The following is a 23,598-nucleotide window of genomic DNA, read 5'->3' as shown; positions in this document are numbered from 1 at the left end:
CGCCGGGGCACCGTCGCGCGGGCATACTTTCGGACAACGGAACGGAAGAGAAGGCACAGGTGTTGAGCGAGACACACGGCCGCACGGCCCGGGGATTCGAGCCGGTGCGGGAGGAGCTGGCGGCGCTGCTCGCCGCCGATCCGGAGCACTCGGCACAGGTCGCGGCCTACCTGCACGGCCGCCCTGTCGTCGATCTGTGGGGCGGGCCGGGCCTCGCGGGCGACGCGCTGATCGGGGTGTTCTCCTCCACCAAGGGCGCCGCCTATCTGACCGCCGCGCTGCTGGCGCAGGAGGGCGTGCTGCACCTCGATCGCGCGGTGCGCCACTACTGGCCGCAGTTCGCCGTGGCCGGCAAGGAACGAGTCACCCTGCGGCAGCTGCTGACCCATCGGGCCGGCGCGATCGGCACCGAGGCCGGGTTCGGCCTCGCGGAGTTGGCGGACGATCGCGTACTGGCCGAACTGCTGGCCCCGCACCGCCCGTACTGGAACCCGGACAGCGGGCTGTTCGGCTACCACACGGCGACCATCGGCGCGCTGCTCGGCGAGGTGGTGCGCCGGGCGACCGGACGCACGCTCCAGCAGGTGTACGAGGAGCGGATCCGCCGCCCGTACGGCATCGAGATGTTCCTGGGACTGCCGCAGGAGTATGAGGAGCGGGTGGCGACCGTGCTGCCGCCCGATCCGCTGCCGGAGAACCCGTTCGCGCCCGACCGCCTGGGCGGCATCGCCGGCAACGAACACCGCCCGGACGCCGGGCCGCTGTGGGAATGGCCCAACTCCCGGCTGATCCGGGCCGGCGGCCAGGCGTCGGCCGGGGGAGTGGGCAGCGCGCGCGGCCTGGCCCGGCTCTACGCGGCGGCCGTGCACGGCACGGCGGACGAGGACGGCACCCGCCGGCCGCCGCTGCTGCGCCCGGAGACCTACGGCGGGTGGGCGCTGCCTCAGGTGGCGGGCCAGGACCTGGTGCTGGACATCCACCGCCCGTATGGCGTCGGCTTCATGATCGGGCTGCCGTTCCTGGGGGCCGGATCCTTCGGACACGACGGGGCGGGCGGCTCGATGGCCTTCGCGGATCCGCGCTCCGGCCTCACCTTCGGCTATGTGCGCCGCCGTTTCCCGGTACCGGGCGGTGCCGGGCCCGACGCGGAGCGGCTGGCCCGCACCGCGCGGGCCTGCGCGCTGGCCCTGGGCGCGTGAAGGGACGGCCCGGCCGCCGGGCGGGCCCTGGGCAGGACCCGCCCGGCCGTCGCCGGGTGCGCCGCGCTCAGTCCGCCTCGGGGGTCGGGTGCGGCCGGTGCCCGACCGGCCACTGGGGCGGGCTGGTGACGAAGTGCCCGCCCAGGTGCGCCTGGTCGGGGTTGGCCAGGTCCAGCTCGCCCTGTTCGGCGATCAGCTTCTCCGCGAACTTCTCGGAGTCGTCCTGCGGCGCGTAGCCGAGGCCGCGCGCGGTGGCCAGGTCCCACACCAGGCGGGTGTTGGCCGAGGAGCCGTAGACGACGGTGTGGCCGACCTCCCGCGCCGTCAGCGCGGCGTGGAAGAGCCGGGCCCCGTCCTCGGGGCTCAGCCACATCGACAGCATCCGCACCGAGTTGGGTTCGGGGAACAGCGACCCGATCCGGACCGACACCGTCTCCATACCGTGCTTGTCCCAGTACAGCTGGGCCAGATCCTCGCCGAAGCACTTGGACAGGCCGTAGAAGGTGTCGGGGCGGTGCGGGGCGTCGGCCGGCAGCAGCGGGGTGTCCGCGCCGGCGGCGGGCCACGGGTGGTAGCCCATCGCGTGGTTGCTGGAGGCGAAGACGACCCGGCGGACCCCTTCCTCGCGGGCGGCCTCGTAGAGGTTGTAGGTGCCCTCGATATTGGCGCGCAGGATCTTCTCGAAGGAGGATTCCAGGGAGATCCCCGCGAGATGGAGAATGGCGTCGGTCCCGCGCACCGCCTCACGCAGCGCGTCCCGGTCACCGAGGTCGGCGGTGATGGCCTCCGGGGCGCCGGGCACGGGGACCACATCGAGCAGCCGCAGCGTATAGCCGTAAGCGGGGAGCAGTTCCCGCATCAGGGTGCCCACGCCGCCGGCGGCTCCGGTGAGCAGAACCGTGGATCCGGTACGACCTGTGGGCTCAGCGGCACTCATCGAGTCTCCATCCATAAATATCATTCATATATCGGGACACGCTAAGTGGTCGCCGTGTGCCCGTCAACGTGCTGTCAATGACCTGTTGACCATTGATTCCGTACTCATCTAGCGTGGTCGTTCAGGTATATGGACGATAGTCATCATCCTGTACGAGTCCCTGGGGGCCCGCATGACGACCACCTCACTCGCCGCACGGCTGGCGGGTCCGCTCTTCTTCCCCGTGACCGCCTACGGACCGGACGGCGCCCTCGACACCGACACCTACCGTGCCCATCTGCGCGCCGGGATCGAAGCGGGCGCCGGAGCCATCTTCGCCTGTTGCGGGACCGGGGAGTTCCACGCCCTGACCCCCCAGGAGTTCCGCACCTGCGTCGCCGCCGCCGTCGAGGAGGCCGCCGGACGCCTCCCCGTGGTCGCCGGCACCGGCTACGGCACCGCCCTCGCCGTGGACTTCGCGCGCAGCGCGGAGGCCGCGGGCGCCGACGGACTGCTCGCCCTGCCCCCCTACCTGGTGCGCGCCGAACAGCACGGCCTGCTCGACCACTACACCCGGATCGCCGCCGCCACCAGCCTGGACGTCATCGTCTACCAGCGCGACAACGCCGTCTTCACCCCCGCCACCGTCGTCGAACTCGCCCGCGTCCCGGGCATCACCGGCTTCAAGGACGGCCTGGGCGACCTCGACCTGCTCCAGCGCGTCATCAGCGCGGTGCGCACCGACGCCCCCGGCGAGGAGTTCCGCTACTTCAACGGACTGCCCACCGCCGAACTCACCCAGAGCGCCTACCGCGCCCTGGGCGTGGACCTCTACTCCTCCGCCGTCTTCTGCTTCGCCCCCGAGATCGCCCTCGCCTTCCACACCGCGCTCGCCACCGGCGACCGGGACACCGCCGACCGGCTCCTGGACGGCTTCTACCGGCCCCTGGTCGAGCTGCGCGACCGGGGCAAGGGCTACGCCGTCTCCCTGATCAAGGCCGGGGTACGGCTGCGCGGCCTGGACGTCGGCCCGGTGCGCGCCCCGCTCACCGAGCCCACCCCCGCCCACGTCACCGAACTCGCCGCGCTCATCGAGCGCGGCCTCACCCTGCTAGGACGCTGACCCGATGCCGATGCGCACCGCCGCCTTCCTCTACCCCTGGGACGTCACCGGCGACCCCGCCGCCCCCGAGCTGATCGCCGGCCTCGGCGTCCAGCAGGTCACCCTCGCCGCCGCGTACCACGCCACCCGAGCCCTCACCCCGCGCCACCCCGGCCACCGCATCGTCACGGCCCGGCACTCCGCCGTGTACTACCCGGCCGACCCCGCGCACTGGGCGGGATCCGCGCTGCGCCCCGCCGCCCAGACCTGGCTGCCGGGCGAAGACCCGTACGGCGAGGCCGCCGGCGCGCTCACCGCCGCCGGGCTCGACGTCCACTCGTGGGTGATCCTCGCCCACAACTCCCGGCTCGGCCGCGAGCACCCCGACAGCACGGTGCGCAACGCGCACGGCGACCACTACCCCTGGGCGCCGTGCATCGCGCGCCCCGAGGTGCGCGCGTACGCGGTCCGGCTGGCCGCCGAGGCGGCGGTGCGCCCCGGCACCACCGGCACCGAACTGGAGTCCTGCGGCTGGTACGGCCTGGAGCACCCGCACGCGCACGACAAGATCGCCGGGGCCCCGCTGGGGGAGTACGGGCGGTGGCTGATGTCCCTGTGCTTCTGCGCCGTGTGCGAGCGGGGGTACGCGGAGCACGGCGCAGAACCGCTGGGCCTGCGCGCCCGGGTGCGGGAGCTGCTGGCCCCGGCCTGGGAGGGGCGGTCCGTCGAGGGCGAGCTGAGCGGGCGGGACGCGGCGGCGGTGGCCGGCTGGCGCGGCGCGGCGGCCGACACCTTCCAGCGGGAGACGGTGGCCGCCGTACGGGAGCGGGCCCGCGAGCGCGGACTGCCGCACTTCCGGGTGCTGCTGCACGCCCACCCGGCGCCCGGCGCCCTGGGCGCCAACGCCGGCGTCGACCCGAAGGCGGTGCTGGACCACGCCGACGGGGTGGTGCTGCCGTGCACCGGCGGTGAGCGGGCCCGGACCGCAGTGCTGCCGCCGTTCGCCGCGCACCGCCGGGCGGACACGGTGCTGGCGGCCAACTTCCAGGTCGTCGCGGGAATGGGTGGCAGCCCCGGTACCCTGGTGGACGACGCCGCACACGCCGCCTCTCTGGGCGCCACCGAACTGCGGCTCTACCACGCCGGCCTGGCCACCGCCGATGATCTGGCCCTGGTCCGGCACGCTCTCGCCCGGCTGCCCTGAGCGGTGCCCCGAGAACGCGATTCCGTAACGGTGCGGCATCGTGTTACGCCGCGTAAACCTATCCGGCTGGCTTGGCAGGCAGAATCCCCCGGTCGCACACCTTCGTGCCACCCGGACCACATCACCGAGGAAGCCCATGCCGCCCCGCCCCGCACTCATCGAACGTGCCGACACCTTCTTCCAGATATCGGCGCGCGGCTCCACCCTGGGCCGGGAGGTGCGCGGCGGGCTCGCCACGTTCTTCGCCATGGCCTACATCCTGGTGCTGAACCCGATCATCCTCAGCGGCGCCGAGGACGCCTACGGCAACCAGCTGGACTTCCAGCAGGTGGTCACGGTCACCGCGCTGGTGGCGGCGATCATGACCGTGCTGATGGGCATCACCGCGAACCTGCCGCTGGCCCTGGCCGCCGGGCTCGGCATCAACGCGATGGTCGCCTACCAGATCGCGCCCCGGATGAGCTGGCCCGACGCCATGGGCCTGGTGGTGATCGAGGGGCTCATCCTGTGCGCCCTGGCGGCCACCGGGCTGCGGCAGAAGGTGATGGACGCGATCCCGATGGCGCTCAAGCAGGCCATCGGGGTCGGCATCGGCATGTTCATCGCCCTGATCGGCTTCGTGAACGCCGGCTTCACCGCCCCCGGCGACGGCACCCCGCTGTCGCTGGGCGCCACCGGCGAACTGACCGGCTGGCCGGTGCTGGTGTTCTGCCTGGGCCTGCTGCTGACGCTGGCGCTGATGGCCCGCAGGACCAAGGGCGCCATCCTCATCTCGATCGTCGTCACCACCGTCGTGGCGATCATCATCAACTCCATCGCCGACATCGACGACCTGGCCTGGGGCCTGACCGTGCCCCAGCTGCCGGACGACATCGTCGGCACCCCCGACTTCGGCCTGCTCGGCCAGTTCAGCCTGCTGGGCGCGTTCGGTGAGATCACCTGGATCACCGTGCTGCTCATCACCTTCACGCTGTTCCTGACGGACTTCTTCGACAGCATGGGCACCGCGGTCGCCGTCTCCGGCGAGGCCGGGCTGCTGGACGAGAAGGGCCGGGTGCCGCGCCTGGGCCGGCTGCTGTTCGTGGACGGCCTGGCGGCTGCCGCGGGCGGGGCGGCCTCCGCCTCCTCGGGCACCTCGTACATCGAGTCGGCGGCCGGCGTCGGTGAGGGCGCCCGTACCGGCTTCGCCAACCTGATCACCGGCGCGCTGTTCGCGCTGGCCCTGCTGTTCGCCCCGCTGGCGGCGGTGGTCCCGGCCCAGGCCGCGGCGCCCGCGCTGGTGGCGGTCGGCTTCCTGATGATGACGCAGGTGGCCCGGATCGACTGGAACGACTACACCCTGGCCGTCCCGGCGTTCGTCACCATCGCCGTGATGCCCTTCACCTACTCGATCACCAACGGCATCGGCGCCGGCTTCGTCACCTACGTGCTGATGAAGATCGCGACCGGCCGGGTCCGCGAGATCAACTGGATGCTGTGGCTGACCGGCGCCCTGTTCGTGATCTACTTCGCGATCGACCCGGTGCAGCAGGTGCTCGGCGTCAGCTGACGGTGCCCCGCACGCGCGCCCCGGGCCCGGATGAGTGAGGCCGCTGTGTGTGGGCTGGCGGCGGCCACGGCGAAGGGCGTCCGTCGGCCTGGGTGTGACTCCTGGCCGGACACGCCGGATACGGCTGCTGCCGCTCCCACTCCCGCTTCTCCCGGGGATTCCGCCTCCACCTGCTCACCACCCCCAGGTGGCCCGGGGCGCGCCGTCGTGTGCGGTCAGACCTTCGCCCGCAGCCGCCCGGAGAGCGCCGCACCCAGGGCGGCGAGCACGCCGGTGAAGGCGAAGGTGGCCACCAGTGCGGTACGGGTGCCGTCCGCGTCGTCCCCGGCGAGCGCGATGGCGGCCCCGCCCAGCCCAGCGAGCACGGCGGTGGCCAGGGTCTGGGCCAGCTGAAGCGCGGCGCTCACCTCGCCCTGCCGCTCGGCCGGGGTCTGTTCGAGGGTGTCGGTGGTGGAGGCGTTGAAGGCCATGCCCATCCCGAGCCCGCCGACCGCCCAGCCGAGGATGGCGACGTGGGCCGGTATGGCATGGGTCAAAATGGCCACCGCGATGAGCAGCACCCCGGCCAGGAGCACGGCGAACCCGTACGCCGTGGCCCGGCCGCGCGCGCCGGCCACGGCGGTGTCCCGGCGGGCCTGGAGCGCGGAGCCCGCCACCCAGGTGACCGCCCCGGCGGCCAGGCCCAGGCCCGCCTCGGTGGCGCCGAGACCGCGCACCTCCTGCAGGCCCAGGGGCAGGAACGCCTCACTGCCGAAGTACACGGCGCACAGCAGGGCCCGGATGCCGACGCCCGCCCCGATGCCGCGCCGCAGGCTCAGCGTGCCCTCGGGGGTGACCCGGCGCAGGGCGGGGACGGCGAGGGCGAGCCCGGCGATCACCAGCAGGACGAGCACGGGGATGTTGCGCAGCAGCAGCGCCTGGAGGAAGACGGCGGTGCCCACGGTGAGGGCAGTGGCGGCGATCAGCGGGCCGCGCCGGTCGGCGGCCGTGTCCCCGGCGGACGCCGGGGAGGCGGCGGAGGCGGGCAGCGCGGGGAGGGTGAGCAGGGCGGCGATGCCCACCAGCGGCGGCACCAGCAGGAAGACCGCGCGCCAGGTGGTGTGTTCGGTGAGGGTGCCGGCGAGGACCGGGCCGATGAGGGAAGGGATGGTCCAGGCGGAGGAGAGGAGCGCGAACATCCGGGCGCGCAGCCGCTCGGGGTAGGCGAGGCCGATCACGGTGTAGGCCATGGCCATGACGGCGCCGACGCCGAGCCCCTGGACGAAGCGGCCGAGCAGGAACAGCGGCCAGTTTCCGGCGGCGCCGGCGAGGGCGCAGCCGACGGCGAAGACGAGCAGGCCGAGCGCCATGGGGCTGCGCACGCCGCCGCGGTCGGCGGCGCGGCCGGCGAGCACGGTGCCGATGATGTTGGCGAGCATCAGCGCGGACAGGCCCCAGCCGTAGGAGCCCAGGCCGTCGAGCCGGCGCGCCACGTCGGGCAGCACGGTGGCGACACCGAGCGATTCGAAGGCGACGGTGCTGACGGACAGGATGACGCCGAGGGTGAGTGCGCGATGCGGCGGTGCGAGGACGCTCTGCCGGGCCATAGGGGTCTCTCCTCCACTAATTTCGTTTCGTTCTGCATCGAAACGTTATTGAAGCTTACCTATAGTGGAGGCATGCTCAGCACCCCCACCGGCGCCCCGCAGCAGCGACCCGGCAGGCCACGGGACGTACGCATCGACGAGGCCGTGCCTCAAGCCGTGCTGGAGATCCTCAACGAGAGCGGCTACGGCAAACTCACCCTGGAGGCGGTCGCCGGCCGGGCCGGCACCAGCAAACCCGCGCTGCGGCGGCGCTGGCGCTCCCGCCAGCACCTGGTGGTGGACGCGCTGGCGGTGGCGATCGGCACCGAGCCCACCCCGGACACCGGCTGCACCCACTGCGACCTGATCGCCGGGATCACCACCCTCACCCAGGCGTTCACCACCGACATCGGCCGCCGCGCGCTCCCGGCACTGGTCGCCGATCTGTCGGACGACCCGGAGCTGGAAGCGGCCTTCCTCGACCGCTTCTTCCACCCCCGGCGCGCCACGACCGCGGCGGCCCTGCGCCGGGGCATCGCTAGGGGCGACATCCGCGAGGACGCGGACATCGACCTCCTGCTGGACATGCTGGGGGCCACGACCTATTACCGGGCCCTGTTCAACCACCTGCCCATCGGTCCCGACCTGGCCGAACAGGTCGTCGGCACCGTGCTGGCGGGCGTCGCCACTCCCGCCTGGCGGGCGGCGCACCCGGCGTGATGCGCTGATCGTCCACCTCCGGGCCGGCCGGATCACGGCCCGGCGACGCGAGACCGCCGCTCGGGTCACTCCGCCCGGCGGCGCGCCGCGTCAGGCGCCGCTACAGATGACGGGTGGCCAGCGTGAGCCGGTCCCGCGCGTGCAGCATCGCCTCCTTGATCTGCTGCTCGTGGGAGGGGGTCAGCCGGGCCACCGGGACCGAGCAGCTGATCGCGTCGCGCGCCGGGGTCCGGTACGGGATGGCCACCCCGTAACAGGTCAGCCCCACGGTGTTCTCCTCACGGTCGATCGCGTACCCGCGCTCGCGCACCGTCCCCAGCTCCTCGATCAGCTGCTCGCGGTCCGTGACGGTGTGCTCGGTCAGCGCTTCCAGCCGAGGTGGCAGCAGTTCCCTGATCCGTTCGTCCGGATACGTGGCCAGCAGCGCCTTGCCCAGCGAGGTGGAGTGCGCCGGCAGCCGGCGGCCGACCCGGGTGAACGGGCGCAGATAGTGGTCCGACTGCCGGGTGGCCAGATAGACCACGCTGGTGCCGTCCAGGCGGGCCAGGTGGATGGTCTCCGTGGTCTCGTCCGAGAGCCGGTCCAGCGTCGTGCGCGCCGCGGCCACCACCTCGTCGCCGTCGATGTACGAGGTGCCCACCAGCAGCGCCCGCACCCCGATGCCGTACCGGGTGCCGGTCGGGTCGGTCTCCACCCACCCCAGCTCCACCAGGGTGCGCAGCAGCATGTACAGACTCGACTTGGGGTAGCCGACCGCCGACTGCACGTCGGCGAGCGAGTGCATGCCGGGACGCCCCGCGAAGAACTCCAAGAGTTCCACGGTCCGCACCGCGGATTTGACCGGGGATGCGCCTGTCTCACCGGCTGCCATCGACCTTGACCCCTTTGTTCGAACCGCTATAGAGTCACTGCACGTTCCCTATTCACATACAGGGACGGTGTTCAGCATATCGAACGTTCAGTGCGGGAGGAACGACCGGTGCCAGCAGAACCAGTGTGGAGCGTGGACCCCCGGACCGGAAAGCGGCGGGAACAGGTCACCACCGAGGCCACGGCCGCCGACGTGGACCAGGCCGTCCGCGCCGCGCACGCCACGGTGGGACGGCTCGCCGACCGTGACACCCGGATCGCCCTGCTGCGGGCCGCCGCGGACGCGCTGGAGGCCGACCGCGAAGCCATCATCGCCGCGGCCGACGCCGAGACCGCCCTGGGCCTGCCCCGGCTGACCGGCGAGCTGGGCCGCACCACCGGCCAGCTGCGCGCCTTCGCCGACGAGATCGAGGACGGCGCCTACCTCGGCGTCATCATCGACCACGCGGATGCCTCCCTCACCCCGCCCCGGCCCGATCTGCGCCGCTACAAGATCCCGCTGGGCGTGGTCGCGGTCTACTCCGCCTCCAACTTCCCGCTCGCCTTCTCCGTGCCCGGCGGCGACACCGCCTCCGCGCTCGCCGCCGGCTGCCCCGTCGTCGTCAAGGCACACCCCGACCACCCCGCCACCTCCGCCCTGACCGGCGCCGCGCTGCGCCGCGCCGCCGCCCAGGTGGGGCTGCCGGAGGACGTCGTCTCGGTGGTGTACGGCTTCGAGGCCGGCATCGAGCTGATCAAGCACCCGCTGGTCTCGGCGGCCGGTTTCACCGGCTCGGTACGCGGCGGACGCGCGCTGTTCGACGCCGCCGCCGCCCGGCCCACCCCCATCCCCTTCCACGGGGAACTGGGCAGCCTCAACCCGGTCGTCATCACCGAGGCCGCCGCCGCCGAGCGCGCCGAGGAGATCGGCGAGGGCCTGGCCGGCTCGGTCACCCTGGGCACCGGCCAGTTCTGCGTGAAGCCCGGACTCGTCCTCGCCCCGCAGGGCGAGGCGGGCGACCGGCTGGTGGCCACCCTCGGCGAGAAGCTCGCCGCCGCCGCCCCCGGCGTCCTGCTGGACACCCGGATGCGCGACAACTTCATCAGCGGCGTCGCCGCCCGTACGGAACTGGCGGAGGTGACCACCAGCACCGCCGCCGGCGGCGGCGAGGAGCAGACGGTCGTCCCCGGCTTCCTCACGGTGCCCGCCGCCCGGCTCGCGGAGGACGGCAGCGCCCACGAACTGCTGATCGAGGAGTGCTTCGGGCCGGTCACCGTGATCGCCCGCTACACCGACGGCCAGGAGATCAGCCAGGTGCTCGACCGGCTGCCCGGCAACCTCACCGCCACGGTGCAGCTGAGCACGGCCGAGGCGGCGGGGGAGAGCGGCGACGGCGCCGCGCTCGTCGCCGAGCTGACCCCGCTCGCCGGCCGCGTCCTGGTCAACGGCTGGCCCACCGGCGTCGCGGTCACCACCGCGCAGCACCACGGTGGCCCGTACCCCGCCACCACCTCCACCTCCACCTCGGTGGGCGCCACGGCCATCGAACGCTGGCTGCGCCCGGTCGCCTACCAGTCCACCCCCCAGGCCCTGCTCCCGCAGGAACTGAAGGACGCCAACCCGCTGGGCCTGCCCCGCCGGGTGAACGGCAAGCGCGAGGGCTGACCGCCCACCCCCGCACGCCGGCGCACAGGCGCCACGAGGGCCGGAAGCCATGGGCTTCCGGTCCTCGCGGCTGTGCGCGCGGCCCGGTCCTCGCGGCCCGGTCCGCCGGCCTCCCGTACAGACCGGGGCGCCGCCGTTCCCCCTGCCACCGGCACGCCTGGGGACCGCTCGTCCCACCGCCGGTTCCCGCGGCCCGCACAGGCCGCGATCCCGCCCGGCACCCGACCGCGAGCCGGCCCGCACGGCCCGGCGGGGCCCCGTCCGTTCCCGTGGTCCGGCCCCGGTGGCTGGGCCGCCTTCCGTACGGGGTCCGTGTCACCGGCGCGGCGCACGCTGCCGTCCCTGCGGCGACGACGTCGCCGTCGCTCCGCTGTCCGGCGAAAACTGGTCGTGTTGTCACCTTTGATGCTTCACGCGACCCCTGATCGCTCCTAACCTCTCGGAAATGTCCTGTTTCCGGAAGTAAGGATCAGCGGATGTCCGTCCAGCGTCGCCCGGTCTTCCCTGAGTTCGACCCGGACGAGGTGAGTTCCAACCCCTCGGCCAACCGGCCCTTCCACGAGGTCGCCGCCGCCCGGTTCAGCCGGCGGTCCGTGCTCGCCTCCGGTGCCGTCGCCGCCGCGGCCGGGTTTCTCACCGGGAGTACCAGTACCGCGCAGGCCACCCCCGGCCCCCCGCCGACGGGGCCCACCGGCCGCCGGCCCACCCTCGGCTTCACCCCGGTCCCCACCTCCGACGCCGACGGGATCACCCTGCCCGCCGGGTACGAGGCACAGGTCATCATCCCCTGGGGCACCCCGATCCGCCCCGGCGGACCCGCCTGGCGCAAGGACGCCTCCAACTCCGCCGCGGACCAGGCCGAGCAGGTCGGCATGAACCACGACGGCATGCACTTCTTCCCGCTCGGCAAGGGCGCCGAGGGCAGCCGCCGCGGCCTGCTCGTCCTCAACCACGAGTACATCGACCAGCAACTCCTCTTCCCGGACGGCGACGCCGAGATGACCCGCGAGAAGGTCGCCAAGGCCCTCGCCGCGCACGGCGTCAGCATCGTCGAACTCGTCCGCACCGACGACCGGGGCTGGCAGGTCGCGGACTCGCCGCGCGCCCGGCGCGTCACCACCGACACCCCCGTCACCTTCTCCGGACCGGTGGGACCGCGGCACCCCGCGCTGCGCGCCGACGGCCCGCCCCGGGGCACCATCAACAACTGCTCGCACGGCGTGACCCCCTGGGGCACCTACCTCGCCTGCGAGGAGAACTTCAACGCCTACTTCGGCACCGAGCGCCCCGGTTGGGAACCCACCCCCGAACAGGCCCGGTACGGCATCGACCACGAGGGCTTCGGCTACCGCTGGCACGAGGCGGACCCCCGCTTCGACATCGCCGTCAACCCGCACGAGGCCAACCGGTTCGGCTGGGTCGTGGAGATCGATCCCATGGACCCCGACGCGGTCCCCGTCAAACGCACCGCGCTGGGCCGCATCAAGCACGAGGGCTGCGTCACCACCGAGGCGCGCGGCCGGATCGTCGCCTACACCGGGGACGACCAGGACGGCGACTACCTCTACAAGTTCATCGGCGAGGGCACCTGGCGCGACCAGCGCGCCCGGGGCCGCAGCCCCCTGGACCACGGCACGCTGTACGTCGCCCGCTTCGAGGACGACGGCACGGGCCGCTGGCTGCCGCTCACCCACGGCACCGGGCCGCTGACCCGCACGAACGGCTGGGCGGACCAGGCCGATGTGCTGCTGCGCACCCGCGAGGCCGCCGACGCGCTCGGCGCCACCCCGATGGACCGCCCGGAGTGGATCGCCGTCAACCCCGCCAACCAGGACGTGTACTGCTCGCTCACCAACGGCAGCGGCCGGGGCGGCGCCGCCAACCCCCGTACGCCCAACCCGTACGGGCACATCATCCGCTGGCGCGAGTCCCGCGGTGACAACACCGCCACCACGTTCACCTGGGACATCTTCCTGCTGGCCGGCGATCCCGCGTACGACGAGCGCACCGACCTCACCGACGAGACCCGCTTCGGATCGCCCGACGGCCTGTGGTTCGACCCGGACGGCCGGCTGTGGATCCTCACCGACGTCTCCAACTCCTCCCAGAACCTGCCGGAGAAGGGTTACGACCGCATCGGCAACAACCAGATGCTCGCCGCCGACCCGCACACCGGCGAGATCCGGCGCTTCCTCACCGGGCCGCGCGGCTGCGAGATCACCGGGGTGATCACCACCCCCGACCAGCGCACCCTGTTCGTCAACGTCCAGCACCCCGGCGAGGCCACCCCCGCCTGGGGCGAGCCGACCCCCGGCAACCCCCGGGCCGTCAGCAACTGGCCCGACTTCGACCCCGAGGGCCGCCCGCGCTCCGCGACCCTCGCCATCCGCCGCACGGACGGCGGCGTCATCGGCGCCTAGGTCCTGTCTGACACATAGCGCCGGTCAGGCCCGCGGCGTCTGGTGCGGTGCATCGCAAGGCGCAGGGGCGGCCTCGTAGTGGGCTACTTGGGCGTCTCTGCAACGCAGCGAGGTGCCGTGCCAGGGGTCGCGGGCCAGGCGGGATGTGGCAGACGGGACCTAGGCCGTTTCCTGCGGATCATCGGATCGTTGGTTGATGTGTGTCGTTGACTGATGCCCAGTGGGCGAGGATCGAGCCGTTGCTGCCGGACCGGACACCTCGGCGGGGAGGGCGGTGGCGGGATCACCGCCCGGTGATCGACGCGATCGCCTTCAAATACCGCACCGGGACGCCGTGGATGGATCTGCCCGAGCGCTTCGGGTCGTGGAAGGGCGTCCACAACCGGCTGCGGTGCTGGGCCGCCGACGGCACCTGGGAGAAGGTCTTCACCGCCCTGCTCGCCCAGGCCGACGCCGAGGGCGACATGGACTGGGTCATCGCGGTCGACTCCACGATCGTCCGTGCTCACCAGCACGCCGCCGGGGCCCGCAAAAAGGGGCCCCGGCCGGCGAGCCGGACGACCATGCCCTCGGACGGTCCCGCGGCGGACTGACCACCAAGATCCATCTCGCCGCCGACAGCCGCTGTCGGCCCCTGGCCTTCGTCCTCACCCCGGGCCAGGCAGGGGACGCACCCGCGTTCGCCCAGGTCATGAACCAGTTACGGGTGCCCCGGCCGACCGGCCGGCCCCGGACAACACCGGAGATGGTCCTGGCCGACAAGGCTTACTCCTCACGCGCTATCCGGGCCCACCTCCGTCGGCGCGGAATCCGGGCAGTCATTCCCGTTCCCGCTGACCAGGCAACCAACCGCAAACGACGCGGCAGCCGGGGCGGCCGCCCGCCCGCGTTCGACCGAGAGGCATACAAGCAGCGCAACACCGTCGAACGCTGCATCAACAAACTCAAGCAATGGCGCGGCCTGGCCACCCGATACGACAAGACCGCCACCATCTACCAGGCCGCACTCCACATCGCCGCCATCCACACCTGGTCAGCACGATGATCCAAAAGAAACGGCCTAGTTGTACTGATCACAGAGGTTGGTGACGGGGTTCACGGTTGGTTGGTCTTGATATGGGTGAGGGCCTTCTGGCCTGGTGTGGATTGCGACATCTGCACCGGCGACCAGAAAGGCCCTCGTGCCTCACCGTAACGCACCCCTGACCGAGACCGGCCGTCTGCGGCTTGCCCGCTGCGTCGTGGATGACGGATGGCCTCTGCGCCGGGCCGCTGAACGTTTCCAGGTCTCAGCCACCACCGCGGCACGGTGGGCGGCCCGCTACCGCGAGCAGGGCGAGGGCGGGATGTGCGACCGGACCTCCCGGCCACGCAGCAGCCCGCGCCGGACCCCGACCCGCACCGAACGCCGGATCATCAAGGTCCGCGTGGTGCGTCGGTGGGGGCCGGCCCGGATCGCTCATCTGCTGCGGCTGGTGCCCTCCACGGTCCACCGGGTCCTGACCCGTTACCGGCTGGCCCGGCTCACGCATCTGGACCGGGCCACCGGCCGCGTCATACGCCGCTACGAACGCGAACGGCCCGGCGAACTCGTGCACGTCGACATCAAGAAGCTCGGCAACATTCCCGACGGTGGCGGACACAAGGTCCTGGGCCGGCAAGCAGGCCGCAAGACCCGCGCGGGCGCCGGCTACAGCTATCTGCACACCGCCGTCGATGACTACTCCCGCCTCGCCTACAGCGAGATCCACACCGACGAGAGGAAAGACACCGCCGCCGCGTTCTGGCAACGCGCCCAGGCGTTCTTCGAGCAAGCCGGAATCACCGTCGAACGCGTCCTGACCGACAACGGGGCCTGTTACCGGTCCCACGACTGGCGCCAGGCCATGGCCCAGGCCGGGATCGCTCACAAGCGAACCCGGCCCTACCGGCCCCAGACCAACGGCAAGGTTGAGCGGCTGAACCGGACCTTGCTGGACGAGTGGGCCTACGCCCGCCCCTACCGGACCGAGCAGGAACGACGCGACGCGTTCCCGCAATGGCTACACACCTACAATCACCACCGCGGACACACCGCGCTCGCAGGCAAACCACCCGCCAGCCGCGTCCCCAACCTCACAGGGCAATACACCTAGCCACCCGCCCCGTGGGCCCGCCCCCGTACCGACTGCCGGTACGGGGGCGGGCCGTTGACGGTGGGAGCCCGGCTCACACGGGCGGTCGCGGGTCGTACTGGATGCCCCGGCGCACCGTCCGGGCGCGTTCCTCGCCCGCCAGCCGGGCCACCAGATGCAGCGCCATGTCGATGCCCGCCGAGACCCCGGCCGAGGTGATCAGGTCGCCGTCGTCGACGAAGCGTTCCTCGCCGCGCACCTCGATCGTGGGGTCCAGTTCCGCGAGCCGCTCCAGCGAACCCCAGTGGGTGGTGGCGGGCCGGCCCCTCAGCAGGCCGGCCGCCGCGTACACCAGGGACCCGGTGCACACACTGGTCAGCAGCGGTACGCGGTCCCGCTGGGCGCGCAGCCACGCCAGGTGCTCGGCGTCCGTCAACTGCGGCCGGGTGCCCTGCCCGCCGGGGTGCAGCAGGACGTCGAGGGCGGGCATCGTGTCCCGCGCGTGATGGGCCGCGACCGTCAGGCCCTTGGCGCACTCCACGGGCGCCCCGTCGGCGGAGAAGGTGAACACCTCCCAGCCGTCGCCGGGAAAGTTCCGCGTCCAGTACGCGAGCACCTCCCACGGGCCGATCGCGTCCAACTCCTCGACCTGGGGGAACAGCGCGATGCCGATCCTTCGCATCTCGTTCATGCGGACATCCCACTACGTGGACTGACGGCGCACCAACTCGGTCGGCAGAATCACCGCCGACGTGTCCTCCCCGCTGATCTGGGCCAGCAGCAGCCGCACCATCTCCTGGCTGATCCGGTCCCACGGCTGCCGGATCGTGGTCAGCGCGGGCCGGGAGGCCACCGCCGCCGAGGAGTCGTCGAAGCCGCCGACCGCCACGTCCTGCGGCACCCCCCGGCCCGCCGCCGTCAGCGCCGCCAGCGCGCCCTGCGCCATCAGGTCCGAGGCGACGAACAGCGCGTCCAGATCGGGGCGGCGGGCCAGCAGCGCTGTCGCCGCGGCCTCGCCGCCCTCCCTGCTGTAGTCCCCGGTGGCGATCAGCTCCTCCGCGACGGGCAGCCCCGACTCGGCCAGCACCTCCCGGTAGCCGGCCAGCCGTTCCACCCCGCCCGGGGTGTCCAGCGGGCCGGTGACCGTGCCGATCCGGGTCCGGCCCAGGCCCACCAGGTGGCGCACCATCTCCCGGGCGCCGTCCCGGTCGTCCGCCGCCACGTGCGCCATCCGGCCGCCGGGGCCCATCGGTTTGCCGCACAGCACCACCGGCACCCCGGCCCCCACCAGCTGTTCGGCCACCGGATCACCGGTGTGGCTGGAGACCAGCAGCACCCCGTCCACGTGCCCGGAGGTCACATAGCGCAGCAGCCGCCGCTGTTCCTCCCGGTTCCCCGCGATCATCATCAGCAGCGGGATGTCGTGCGCGGCCAGCGCCTGGGTGCAACCGCGCAGCAGCACATTGAAGTTCGGGTCTTCGAAGAACTTCTCCTGCGGCTCCGTCAGCAGGAACGCCGCCGACCCGGACCGGCCGGTAATCAGTGAACGGGCATGCCGGTTCACGACGTAGCCGGTCTTGCGGATGGCCTCCTCCACCGCCTTCGCGGAGACGGCCGAGACGTTGTGGCCGCCGTTGAGGAACCGGGAGACGGTGCCCCGGGAGACACCGGCCTCCCGGGCCACGTCGTGGATCGTCGGCGCCCGCCGGCGCCGCGCTGGTACGGACATGGTCATGACTTTACGGCGCCCGAGAGCAGGTCAAGGCTCCAGAACCGCTGGATGAACAGGAACAGCGCGATCAGCGGGAGCACCGCGAGCAGCGCGCCGATGATCACCAGGGTGTACAGCGCCGGGGTGTTGGCGCCCTGGTTGAGGAGCGTGAAGAGACCCAGCGTCAGCGGGAACTTCTCGTCGTCGCTGAGCATGATGTACGGCAGCAGGAAGTTGTTCCAGATGGCCACGAACTGGAAGAGGAAGATCGTCACAAGACCCGGCGCCATCATCGGCAGCGCCACGGTACGGAAGATCCGCCACTCCCCGGCCCCGTCCATCCGGCCCGCCTCCACCACATCCGGCGGCACGGCGGCCGCCGCGTAGATCCGCGCCAGATAGATGCCGTACGGGGAGAGGATCACCGGCAGCAGCACCGACAGATGACTGTCGGTCAGCGACACCTCGGCCATCAGCAGATACTGCGGCACCGCCAGGATCACCGGCGGCATCAGCACACCGGCCAGCAGAATGTTGAAGATGGTCTCCCGGCCCCGGAAGCGGTACTGCGCCAGCGCGTAACCGCTGACCGCCGACACAGCGGCGGACAGCAGCGCGCCGAGCCCCGCGTACAGCGCCGAGTTGGCCATCCACGTCCAGTAGACGCCGTCCCGGTACGCCGACAGATCGCTGAGGTTCTCCGCGAAGCCGGTGCCGGGCCAGAAGGTGAAGGTGGAGAACAGCTCGCTGCCGGACTTGGTGGCGGCCATCACCACCCACACCACGGGGAGCAGACAGTAGGCCGCGCCCAGGAACAGCGCCGCTGTGGGCAGCCAGCCGCCCCGGCGCCGCGCACGGAGGGTGGTGGTCGGGGCGGTCATCGGTTCTCCTCCCGCCGGGAACGGGCGTTGGCCACCCGCAGAAAGCCGAAGGACAGCGCGAACGTCACCGCGGCGATGATCACGGCGGTGGCCGAGGCGGAGTGGATGTCGCCGCCCACGAAGGCGTCCTGGTACACCTTCATCAGCGGACTCCAGTTGGTGGACAGGCTGTTGGTGAGCGGCCGCAGCGTGGTCGGCTCGTTGTAGACCTGGAGGGTGGCGATGACCGAGAAGAAGAAGGTCAGCACCAGCGAGGGCGCCACCATGGGGATCTTGATCCGCCAGGCGATCTGCCACTGCGAGCAGCCGTCGAGCCGGGCCGCCTCGTACACCTCGGCCGGGATGGCGCGCAGCGCCGTGTAGATGACGATCATGTTGAAGCCGGTGCCGCCCCACACCGCGATGTTGGCCAGCGCCACGTACAGGGCGCCGCCGCTGAGCAGATCGGGCTGCGGCAGCCCGAAGGAGTCCAGCGTGTAGTGCAGCGGGCTGACCGAGGGCAGGTAGAGGAAGCCCCACAGCAGCGCCGCGATCACTCCGGGGATGGCGTACGGCAGGAAGATGGCCAGCCGGGTGAAGGCCCGGCCGCGGACCCGGTCGGAGTCCAGCATCAGGGCGAACACCAGGGCCAGGCCCAGCATCACCGGGACCACGATCAGGCCGTAGATCAGCACCCGCAGGGCGCCGTCCAGCAGCACCGGGTCGCTCAGCGCCGCGGTGTAGTTGGAGAATCCGGCCCACACCTCGGAGCGGGCGCCGCTGCCCAGACCCAGGCCCTTGACCTCGATCTTGCGCAGCGACAGATAGATCGCGTAGCCGATGGGGAGCGCGAAGAAGAGCGCGAACAGGACCCCGGCGGGGAGGAGGAACGCGTACGGGGCGCGCCGTGGCGCCCCGTACGACGTGCGGTGCTTCGTCATTCGGTGACCTGGAAGCCGTGGCCGGCGAGGTCGTCGACGGTGGCGCGCTGCATGAGGGTCAGCGCGGCGCCGAAGTCGCTGCGGTCGCGGGCGGCCTGGGCGAACGCGTCGTTGAACGTGGAGTACGCGACGTTGGTGTTGGGGCCCCAGGCGGCGGGCGCGGTGCCCTCGGCCACCTCGGCGGCGACGGTGTAGAAGTCGGGCTGGTTGGCGAAGAACTCGGGGGCCTCGGCCAGCGCCTCACCGGTCTGGGCGGCGGTGGCGGCCGGGTAGATCCCGCCGTGGGTGACCAGGGCCGTCAGCGCCTCGGGGTCGGTGTTCAGCCAGGTGGCGAACCGGGCGGCGGCGTCCTTGTCGCTCGCGTCGTTGGTGACGGCGGTGGTGGAGCCGCCCCAGGTGCCGGTGATGTTCTCGCCGGCGTTCCACTGGGGGAGCGGGGCCATGGCCCACTTGCCGGCCGTGTCGGGGGCCGCGGTGGTGAGGGTGCCGGGGGCCCACACGGCGCTCACCCAGGCGATCTGCTCGCCGGTGTTGAGGGCGTTGTTCCAGGCCGGGGTGTACATGGGCTGGTTGTCGATGGCGCCCTCGGCGACCAGGCCGCCCCAGAAGTCGGCGACCTTCCCGGTGGCCTCGTCGTCGATGGCGACCTTCCACTGCTCGCCCTCGGTGGTCCACCACTGGGCGCCGGCCTGCTGGGCTAGCCCGGCGAACAGGCCCGCGTCGTTGGCGGAGAAGGTGGTGAGGGCCTTGTCCGGCTGCTGCTCCTTGAGGTCGCGGGCGGTGTCGGCGAACTCGTCCCAGGTGGTGGGGACGGTCAGCCCGTACTCCTCGAAGAGGTCGGCCCGGTAGTAGAACATGAGCGGACCGGAGTCCTGGGGGATCGCGTACACGGCGTCGGTGCCGAGGGTGACCTGCTGCCACAGTCCCGGGGCGAAGGCGTCCTCGGCGTCGCCGGCCTGCCCGGATATGTCGGCGAGGACATCGTTGCTGACCAGGGTGGGCAGGGCCTGGTACTCGGCCTGCATCAGGTCGGGGGCGTTGCCCGCCTTGGCGGCGGTGATGGTCTTGGTGACCAGGTCGTCGCCGCTTGCCTGCTTCTTCACCGTGACCTGGATGTCGGGGTTGGCGTCGTTCCACAGCTTGACGACTTCGTCCATGCCCGGGGCCCAGGCCCAGTAGGTGAGCTTGACGGGGCCGGATGACGAGGAGGAGTCGTCCGAGGAGCCGCCGCAGCCGGTGAGGGCGAGGGACGAGACGACGGTGGCGGCCAGTACCGCGACGGTGCGGTGATTCATAATGCCTCCCTGGCAGGGACTGTGAGCGTTCACAGTAGAGAAACAGAACAGACACTTGTCAATGGTTGATGCTGTGCGGTTATGTTGGTGTGATGCAGCCGACGGAGGCTGTGCACGTTCCCAGCGATGCCCAGGAGTTTCCATGCCGCACGCCGCCCCCCAGGGCCTGGACCGCCTCGCCTACGGCGGTGACTACAACCCCGAGCAGTGGCCCGAGGAGACCTGGGAAGAGGACATCGCGCTCATGCGCGAGGCCGGCGTGACCATGGTCAGCGTCGGGATCTTCTCCTGGGCCAAGCTGGAGCCCAGCCCGGGGGTGTACGACTTCGGCTGGCTGGACCGGCTGCTCGCCCTGCTGCACGACGCCGGCATCCGGGCCGACCTGGCCACCCCCACCGTGGTCCCGCCCGCCTGGTTCTACCGCGCCCACCCCGAGGCGCTGCCGGTCAGCCGCGAGGGCGTGCGCTGGGAGTTCGGCTCCCGGGGCGCCATCTGCCACAGCTCGCCCGCCTACCACGAGGCCGCCGCCGGCATCACCCGCGCCCTGGGCGAGCGCTACGGCAGCCACCCCGCCGTCGCCATGTGGCACGTCCACAACGAGTACGGGGTGCCCGTCCTGGAGTGCTACTGCGCGACCTCCGCCGCGCACTTCCGCCGCTGGCTCACCGAGCGCTACACCACCCTGGACGCGCTGAACGCCGCCTGGGGCACCGCCTTCTGGGGCCAGGCGTACGGCGACTGGGAGGAGATCCAGCCGCCCCGGGCCACCCCCACCACCTGCAACCCCGCCCAGCGCCTGGACTTCGCCCGGTTCGCCAGTGACAGCGCCCTGGAGAACTTCGTCCGCGAGCGCGACCTGCTGCACCAGCTGTCACCGGGCATCCCCGTCACCACCAACTTCATGGTCTCGCCCACCCAGTGCGACACCATCGACTACTGGAAGTGGGCCCGGGAGGTCGACATCGTCACCAACGACCACTACCTGGTGGCCGAGGACGACCGCAACCACATCAATCTGTCGATGGCCGCCGACCTCACCCGCTCCGTCGGCGGCGGCAAGCCCTGGCTGCTGCTCGAACACTCCACCAGCGGCGTCAACTGGCAGACCCGCGGCATCAGCAAGCGCCCCGGCGAGATGGCCCGCAACAGCCTCGCCCACGTCGCGCGCGGCTCCGAGGGCGCCATGTTCTTCCAGTGGCGCGCCTCCCGCTCCGGCGCCGAGAAGTTCCACTCGGCGATGGTGCCGCACGCCGGCACCGACAGCCGGATCTGGCGCGAAGTGGTGGCGCTGGGTGCCGACCTCGGCTCCCTGTCCGCCCTGCGCGGCACCCGCACCGTGGCGGACGCCGCGATCGTGTGGGACTGGCAGTCCTGGTGGGCGCAGAAGCTGGAGTGGCGCCCCAGCGAGGACCTGGACACCCGCGAGCGGGCCGAGGCCGTCTACGCCGCCCTCTTCGACCGCCATCTGACGGTCGACTTCGCGCACCCCGAGGCCGACCTGAGCGCCTACCCGCTGGTGGTCGTGCCCGCGCTGTACCTGATGACGCAGGCGGCGGGCCGCAATCTGCGCGCCTACGTCGAGGGCGGCGGCACCCTGGTCGTCGGCCACTTCTCCGGCATCGTCGACGAGCACGACGCCGTGCACCCCGGCCCGCACCCGGGCGCGCTGCGGGACGTCCTGGGGCTGACGGTGGAGGAGTTCCAGCCCCTGCGCGAGCACGAGCGGGTCACCCTGGAGGGCCCCGACGGCCACCGCCTCACCGCCGATGTGTGGGCCGAGACGGTGGTGGCGCGCGGCGCCGAGCCGGTGTGGACGTACACGGACGGCCCGGCCGCCGGCTGCCCCGCCGTGACCCGGCACGAACTGGGCGAGGGCAGCGCCTGGTACCTCTCCACCCGGCTCGACGCGGACGGTCTGGACACCGTGCTGGCCGCCGCCGGGCTGGACGCCGGGATCGCCGCGCGCGAGGACCTGCCGCGCGATGTCGAGGTGGTGCGCCGCGAAGGCGCCGCCGGCCGCTATGTGTTCGTCATCAACCACACCGCCGCCGACGCCGAGGTGCCGGTGGGCGGCACCGGGCGCGAGCTGTTCGGCGGCCGGCGGGTGGAGGGCGACCTGTCCGTACCGGCGGGCACCGTCCGCGTCCTGCACCTCGACGACTGACCCGGGCGTCCCCCGGCACCGCACCGCCGGCGCCGGGGGACCCCGTATCCACGCACCACCGGGCCACGAGGAACAGCGCCAACCCCCACCGTTCAGGCACCACTCAAGGAAGGGACCCTTGACGATGCGCCGACGCAGTGTGCTCCGCCTGGGCACGGCGGCTCTCGCCACCCCCGCCGTGCTCGCCGCCCTCCCCGTATCCGGCGCGCAGGCCGCCGCGCTGAACATCCGGGGCGTCGACCTGTCCTCGCTCCCCAAGGGCGAGGACAAGGGCGCCGTCTTCCGCTACGCGGACGGCACCCGGGGCGACGCCATCCAGATCCTGCGCGAGGCCGGCGCCAACTGGGCCCGGATCAAGGTCTGGGTCAACTCCGCCGACGGCTACCACGGCAAGCAGCACCTGCTGGCCATGGCCCGCCGGATCCAGGCCCAGGGCATGCGACTCCTCGTGGACTTCCACTACTCCGACACCTGGGCCGACCCGGGCAAGCAGTTCAAGCCCGCCGCCTGGAACAGCCTCACCGGCACCGCGCTGGAGACGGCGGTACGGGACCACACCGCCGACATCCTCGGCTCCCTCGCCCGGCAGGGCACCCCCGCCGCCATGGCACAGATCGGCAACGAGATCAACGGCGGCATGCTGTGGCCCGACGGCCGCTCCACCGACTGGGGCAAGCTGGCCGGACTGCTGAACGCCGGGGTCCAGGGCGCCCGTTCCGCCTCGCCCGGCACCCGGCTCGCGCTGCACCTGGCGGAGGGCGGTGACAACGGCGGTACCCGCTGGTGGTTCGACAACGCCACCTCGCGCGGCGTCCCCTTCGATGTGATCGCCCTGTCCTTCTACGGCTACTGGCACGGGACACTGGCCCAGCTGCGCACCAACCTGCACGACGCGGCGAGCCGTTACGGCAAGGACGTGCTGGTGGCGGAGACGGCGTACCCGTTCCGGCTCGGCAGCAAGGACAACCACGAGGACATCATCGCCAGTCCCTCGCAGCTGGTCCCCGGCTACCCGGCCACCCCGCAGGGGCAGACCGCCTGGATGCGGGACATCGGCCAGGTGGTGGCCTCGGTGCCGGGCGGCCGGGGCCTCGGGATCTTCTACTGGGAACCGGCCTGGACGGCGGTGCCGGGCAACGGCTGGGACGAGACCGACCCGTCCTCGGGCAACGGCTGGGAGAACCAGGCGCTGTTCGACTACAACGACCGCGCGCTGCCCGCCATGTGGTGGGCGTAACGGGGCATAAGACAGGGCATGGAAGGGCCCCGGCGCCGCTGGCGGGGCGCCGGGGCCCTCCCCCCAGCCGACGGCGACCCCCGCCG

At 72.2% G+C, this 23,598-nt stretch carries 18 protein-coding genes and 1 pseudogene; 11 read left to right on the top strand and 8 right to left on the bottom strand.

Annotated elements, in window-relative coordinates; translation table 11 throughout:
- Positions 1-59 precede the first annotated feature (59 nt).
- Positions 60-1,199 carry a serine hydrolase domain-containing protein gene (locus ACTFAP_RS04425; protein WP_500468278.1) on the top strand — a complete coding sequence of 380 codons (1,140 nt, stop codon included), beginning with the start codon at positions 60-62 and terminating at the stop codon, positions 1,197-1,199.
- Between the two features lie 67 nt (positions 1,200-1,266).
- Here the strand turns inward: ACTFAP_RS04425 and ACTFAP_RS04420 are convergent, their stop codons facing one another.
- Positions 1,267-2,136 carry an NAD-dependent epimerase/dehydratase family protein gene (locus tag ACTFAP_RS04420; RefSeq protein ID WP_046722977.1) on the bottom strand — a complete coding sequence of 290 codons (870 nt, stop codon included), beginning with the start codon at positions 2,134-2,136 and terminating at the stop codon, positions 1,267-1,269.
- A 172-nt stretch (positions 2,137-2,308) separates the two neighbouring features.
- Between ACTFAP_RS04420 and ACTFAP_RS04415 the strand changes: the two genes are divergently transcribed.
- From ACTFAP_RS04415 to ACTFAP_RS04405, 3 genes are all read left to right on the top strand, one after another.
- On the top strand, positions 2,309-3,238 hold the full coding sequence (locus ACTFAP_RS04415) for a 5-dehydro-4-deoxyglucarate dehydratase (RefSeq protein WP_500468277.1): 930 nt from the start codon (positions 2,309-2,311) through the stop codon (positions 3,236-3,238).
- A gap of 10 nt (positions 3,239-3,248) precedes the next feature.
- Positions 3,249-4,421, top strand: coding sequence for a hypothetical protein (locus tag ACTFAP_RS04410; protein WP_500469399.1), 1,173 nt, complete (start codon positions 3,249-3,251; stop codon positions 4,419-4,421).
- A 136-nt stretch (positions 4,422-4,557) separates the two neighbouring features.
- Entirely contained in the window at positions 4,558-5,970 is a 1,413-nt protein-coding gene (locus ACTFAP_RS04405; RefSeq protein WP_500468276.1) for an NCS2 family permease, read from the top strand.
- A 215-nt stretch (positions 5,971-6,185) separates the two neighbouring features.
- Here ACTFAP_RS04405 and ACTFAP_RS04400 read toward each other — a convergent pair whose 3' ends face one another.
- The gene (locus ACTFAP_RS04400; RefSeq protein WP_500468275.1) at positions 6,186-7,556 is read right to left on the bottom strand and encodes an MFS transporter; all 1,371 of its coding nucleotides are present in this window, start codon (positions 7,554-7,556) and stop codon (positions 6,186-6,188) included.
- Positions 7,557-7,628: 72 nt separating this feature from the next.
- On the opposite strand from ACTFAP_RS04400, the gene ACTFAP_RS04395 reads away from it, so the two are divergent.
- Positions 7,629-8,255: a TetR/AcrR family transcriptional regulator gene (locus tag ACTFAP_RS04395; RefSeq protein WP_500468274.1), complete on the top strand. Its 627-nt coding sequence runs from the start codon at positions 7,629-7,631 to the stop codon at positions 8,253-8,255.
- Between the two features lie 100 nt (positions 8,256-8,355).
- On the opposite strand, the gene ACTFAP_RS04390 is transcribed toward ACTFAP_RS04395, so the two are convergent.
- A complete protein-coding gene (locus tag ACTFAP_RS04390; RefSeq protein ID WP_500468273.1) occupies positions 8,356-9,126 on the bottom strand; it encodes an IclR family transcriptional regulator in 771 nt (256 codons plus the stop codon).
- Between the two features lie 123 nt (positions 9,127-9,249).
- Between ACTFAP_RS04390 and ACTFAP_RS04385 the strand changes: the two genes are divergently transcribed.
- From ACTFAP_RS04385 to ACTFAP_RS04370, 4 genes and pseudogenes are all read left to right on the top strand, one after another.
- Positions 9,250-10,770, top strand: a complete 1,521-nt coding sequence (locus ACTFAP_RS04385) for an aldehyde dehydrogenase family protein (protein ID WP_495684883.1) — start codon at positions 9,250-9,252, stop codon at positions 10,768-10,770.
- A gap of 476 nt (positions 10,771-11,246) precedes the next feature.
- Entirely contained in the window at positions 11,247-13,190 is a 1,944-nt protein-coding gene (locus tag ACTFAP_RS04380; RefSeq protein WP_500468272.1) for a PhoX family protein, read from the top strand.
- A 200-nt stretch (positions 13,191-13,390) separates the two neighbouring features.
- Positions 13,391-14,235: pseudogene (locus ACTFAP_RS04375) on the top strand (IS5 family transposase).
- 136 nt (positions 14,236-14,371) lie between these two features.
- The gene (locus tag ACTFAP_RS04370; RefSeq protein WP_500468271.1) at positions 14,372-15,325 is read left to right on the top strand and encodes an IS481 family transposase; all 954 of its coding nucleotides are present in this window, start codon (positions 14,372-14,374) and stop codon (positions 15,323-15,325) included.
- 73 nt (positions 15,326-15,398) lie between these two features.
- On the opposite strand, the gene ACTFAP_RS04365 is transcribed toward ACTFAP_RS04370, so the two are convergent.
- Genes ACTFAP_RS04365 through ACTFAP_RS04345 form a run of 5 tightly spaced genes read right to left on the bottom strand, consistent with a single transcriptional unit; the run spans position 15,399 to position 20,111 of the window.
- Positions 15,399-15,995 (bottom strand): DJ-1/PfpI family protein, encoded by a 597-nt coding sequence (locus ACTFAP_RS04365; RefSeq protein WP_495683529.1) that lies wholly within the window; start codon positions 15,993-15,995, stop codon positions 15,399-15,401.
- A 12-nt stretch (positions 15,996-16,007) separates the two neighbouring features.
- On the bottom strand, positions 16,008-17,039 hold the full coding sequence (locus ACTFAP_RS04360; RefSeq protein ID WP_495683528.1) for a substrate-binding domain-containing protein: 1,032 nt from the start codon (positions 17,037-17,039) through the stop codon (positions 16,008-16,010).
- The gene (locus ACTFAP_RS04355; RefSeq protein WP_030733877.1) at positions 17,036-17,896 is read right to left on the bottom strand and encodes a carbohydrate ABC transporter permease; all 861 of its coding nucleotides are present in this window, start codon (positions 17,894-17,896) and stop codon (positions 17,036-17,038) included. Before ACTFAP_RS04355 ends, ACTFAP_RS04360 begins: the two co-directional genes overlap by 4 nt.
- On the bottom strand, positions 17,893-18,816 hold the full coding sequence (locus ACTFAP_RS04350) for an ABC transporter permease subunit (protein ID WP_495683527.1): 924 nt from the start codon (positions 18,814-18,816) through the stop codon (positions 17,893-17,895). The genes ACTFAP_RS04355 and ACTFAP_RS04350 overlap by 4 nt, the downstream gene beginning before the upstream one ends.
- The gene (locus ACTFAP_RS04345; protein ID WP_495683526.1) at positions 18,813-20,111 is read right to left on the bottom strand and encodes an extracellular solute-binding protein; all 1,299 of its coding nucleotides are present in this window, start codon (positions 20,109-20,111) and stop codon (positions 18,813-18,815) included. Before ACTFAP_RS04345 ends, ACTFAP_RS04350 begins: the two co-directional genes overlap by 4 nt.
- Positions 20,112-20,253: 142 nt before the next feature.
- Between ACTFAP_RS04345 and ACTFAP_RS04340 the strand changes: the two genes are divergently transcribed.
- Positions 20,254-22,275 (top strand): beta-galactosidase, encoded by a 2,022-nt coding sequence (locus tag ACTFAP_RS04340; protein WP_500468270.1) that lies wholly within the window; start codon positions 20,254-20,256, stop codon positions 22,273-22,275.
- Positions 22,276-22,399: 124 nt separating this feature from the next.
- Positions 22,400-23,512, top strand: a complete 1,113-nt coding sequence (locus ACTFAP_RS04335; RefSeq protein WP_500468269.1) for a glycoside hydrolase family 53 protein — start codon at positions 22,400-22,402, stop codon at positions 23,510-23,512.
- The last annotated feature ends 86 nt before the right edge of the window (positions 23,513-23,598 follow it).

The organism is Streptomyces sp. PH9007 (assembly GCF_059813725.1).
The sequence above is the reverse complement of the archived record's forward strand: the minus strand, read 5'-3'. Positions and strand labels throughout refer to the sequence as shown.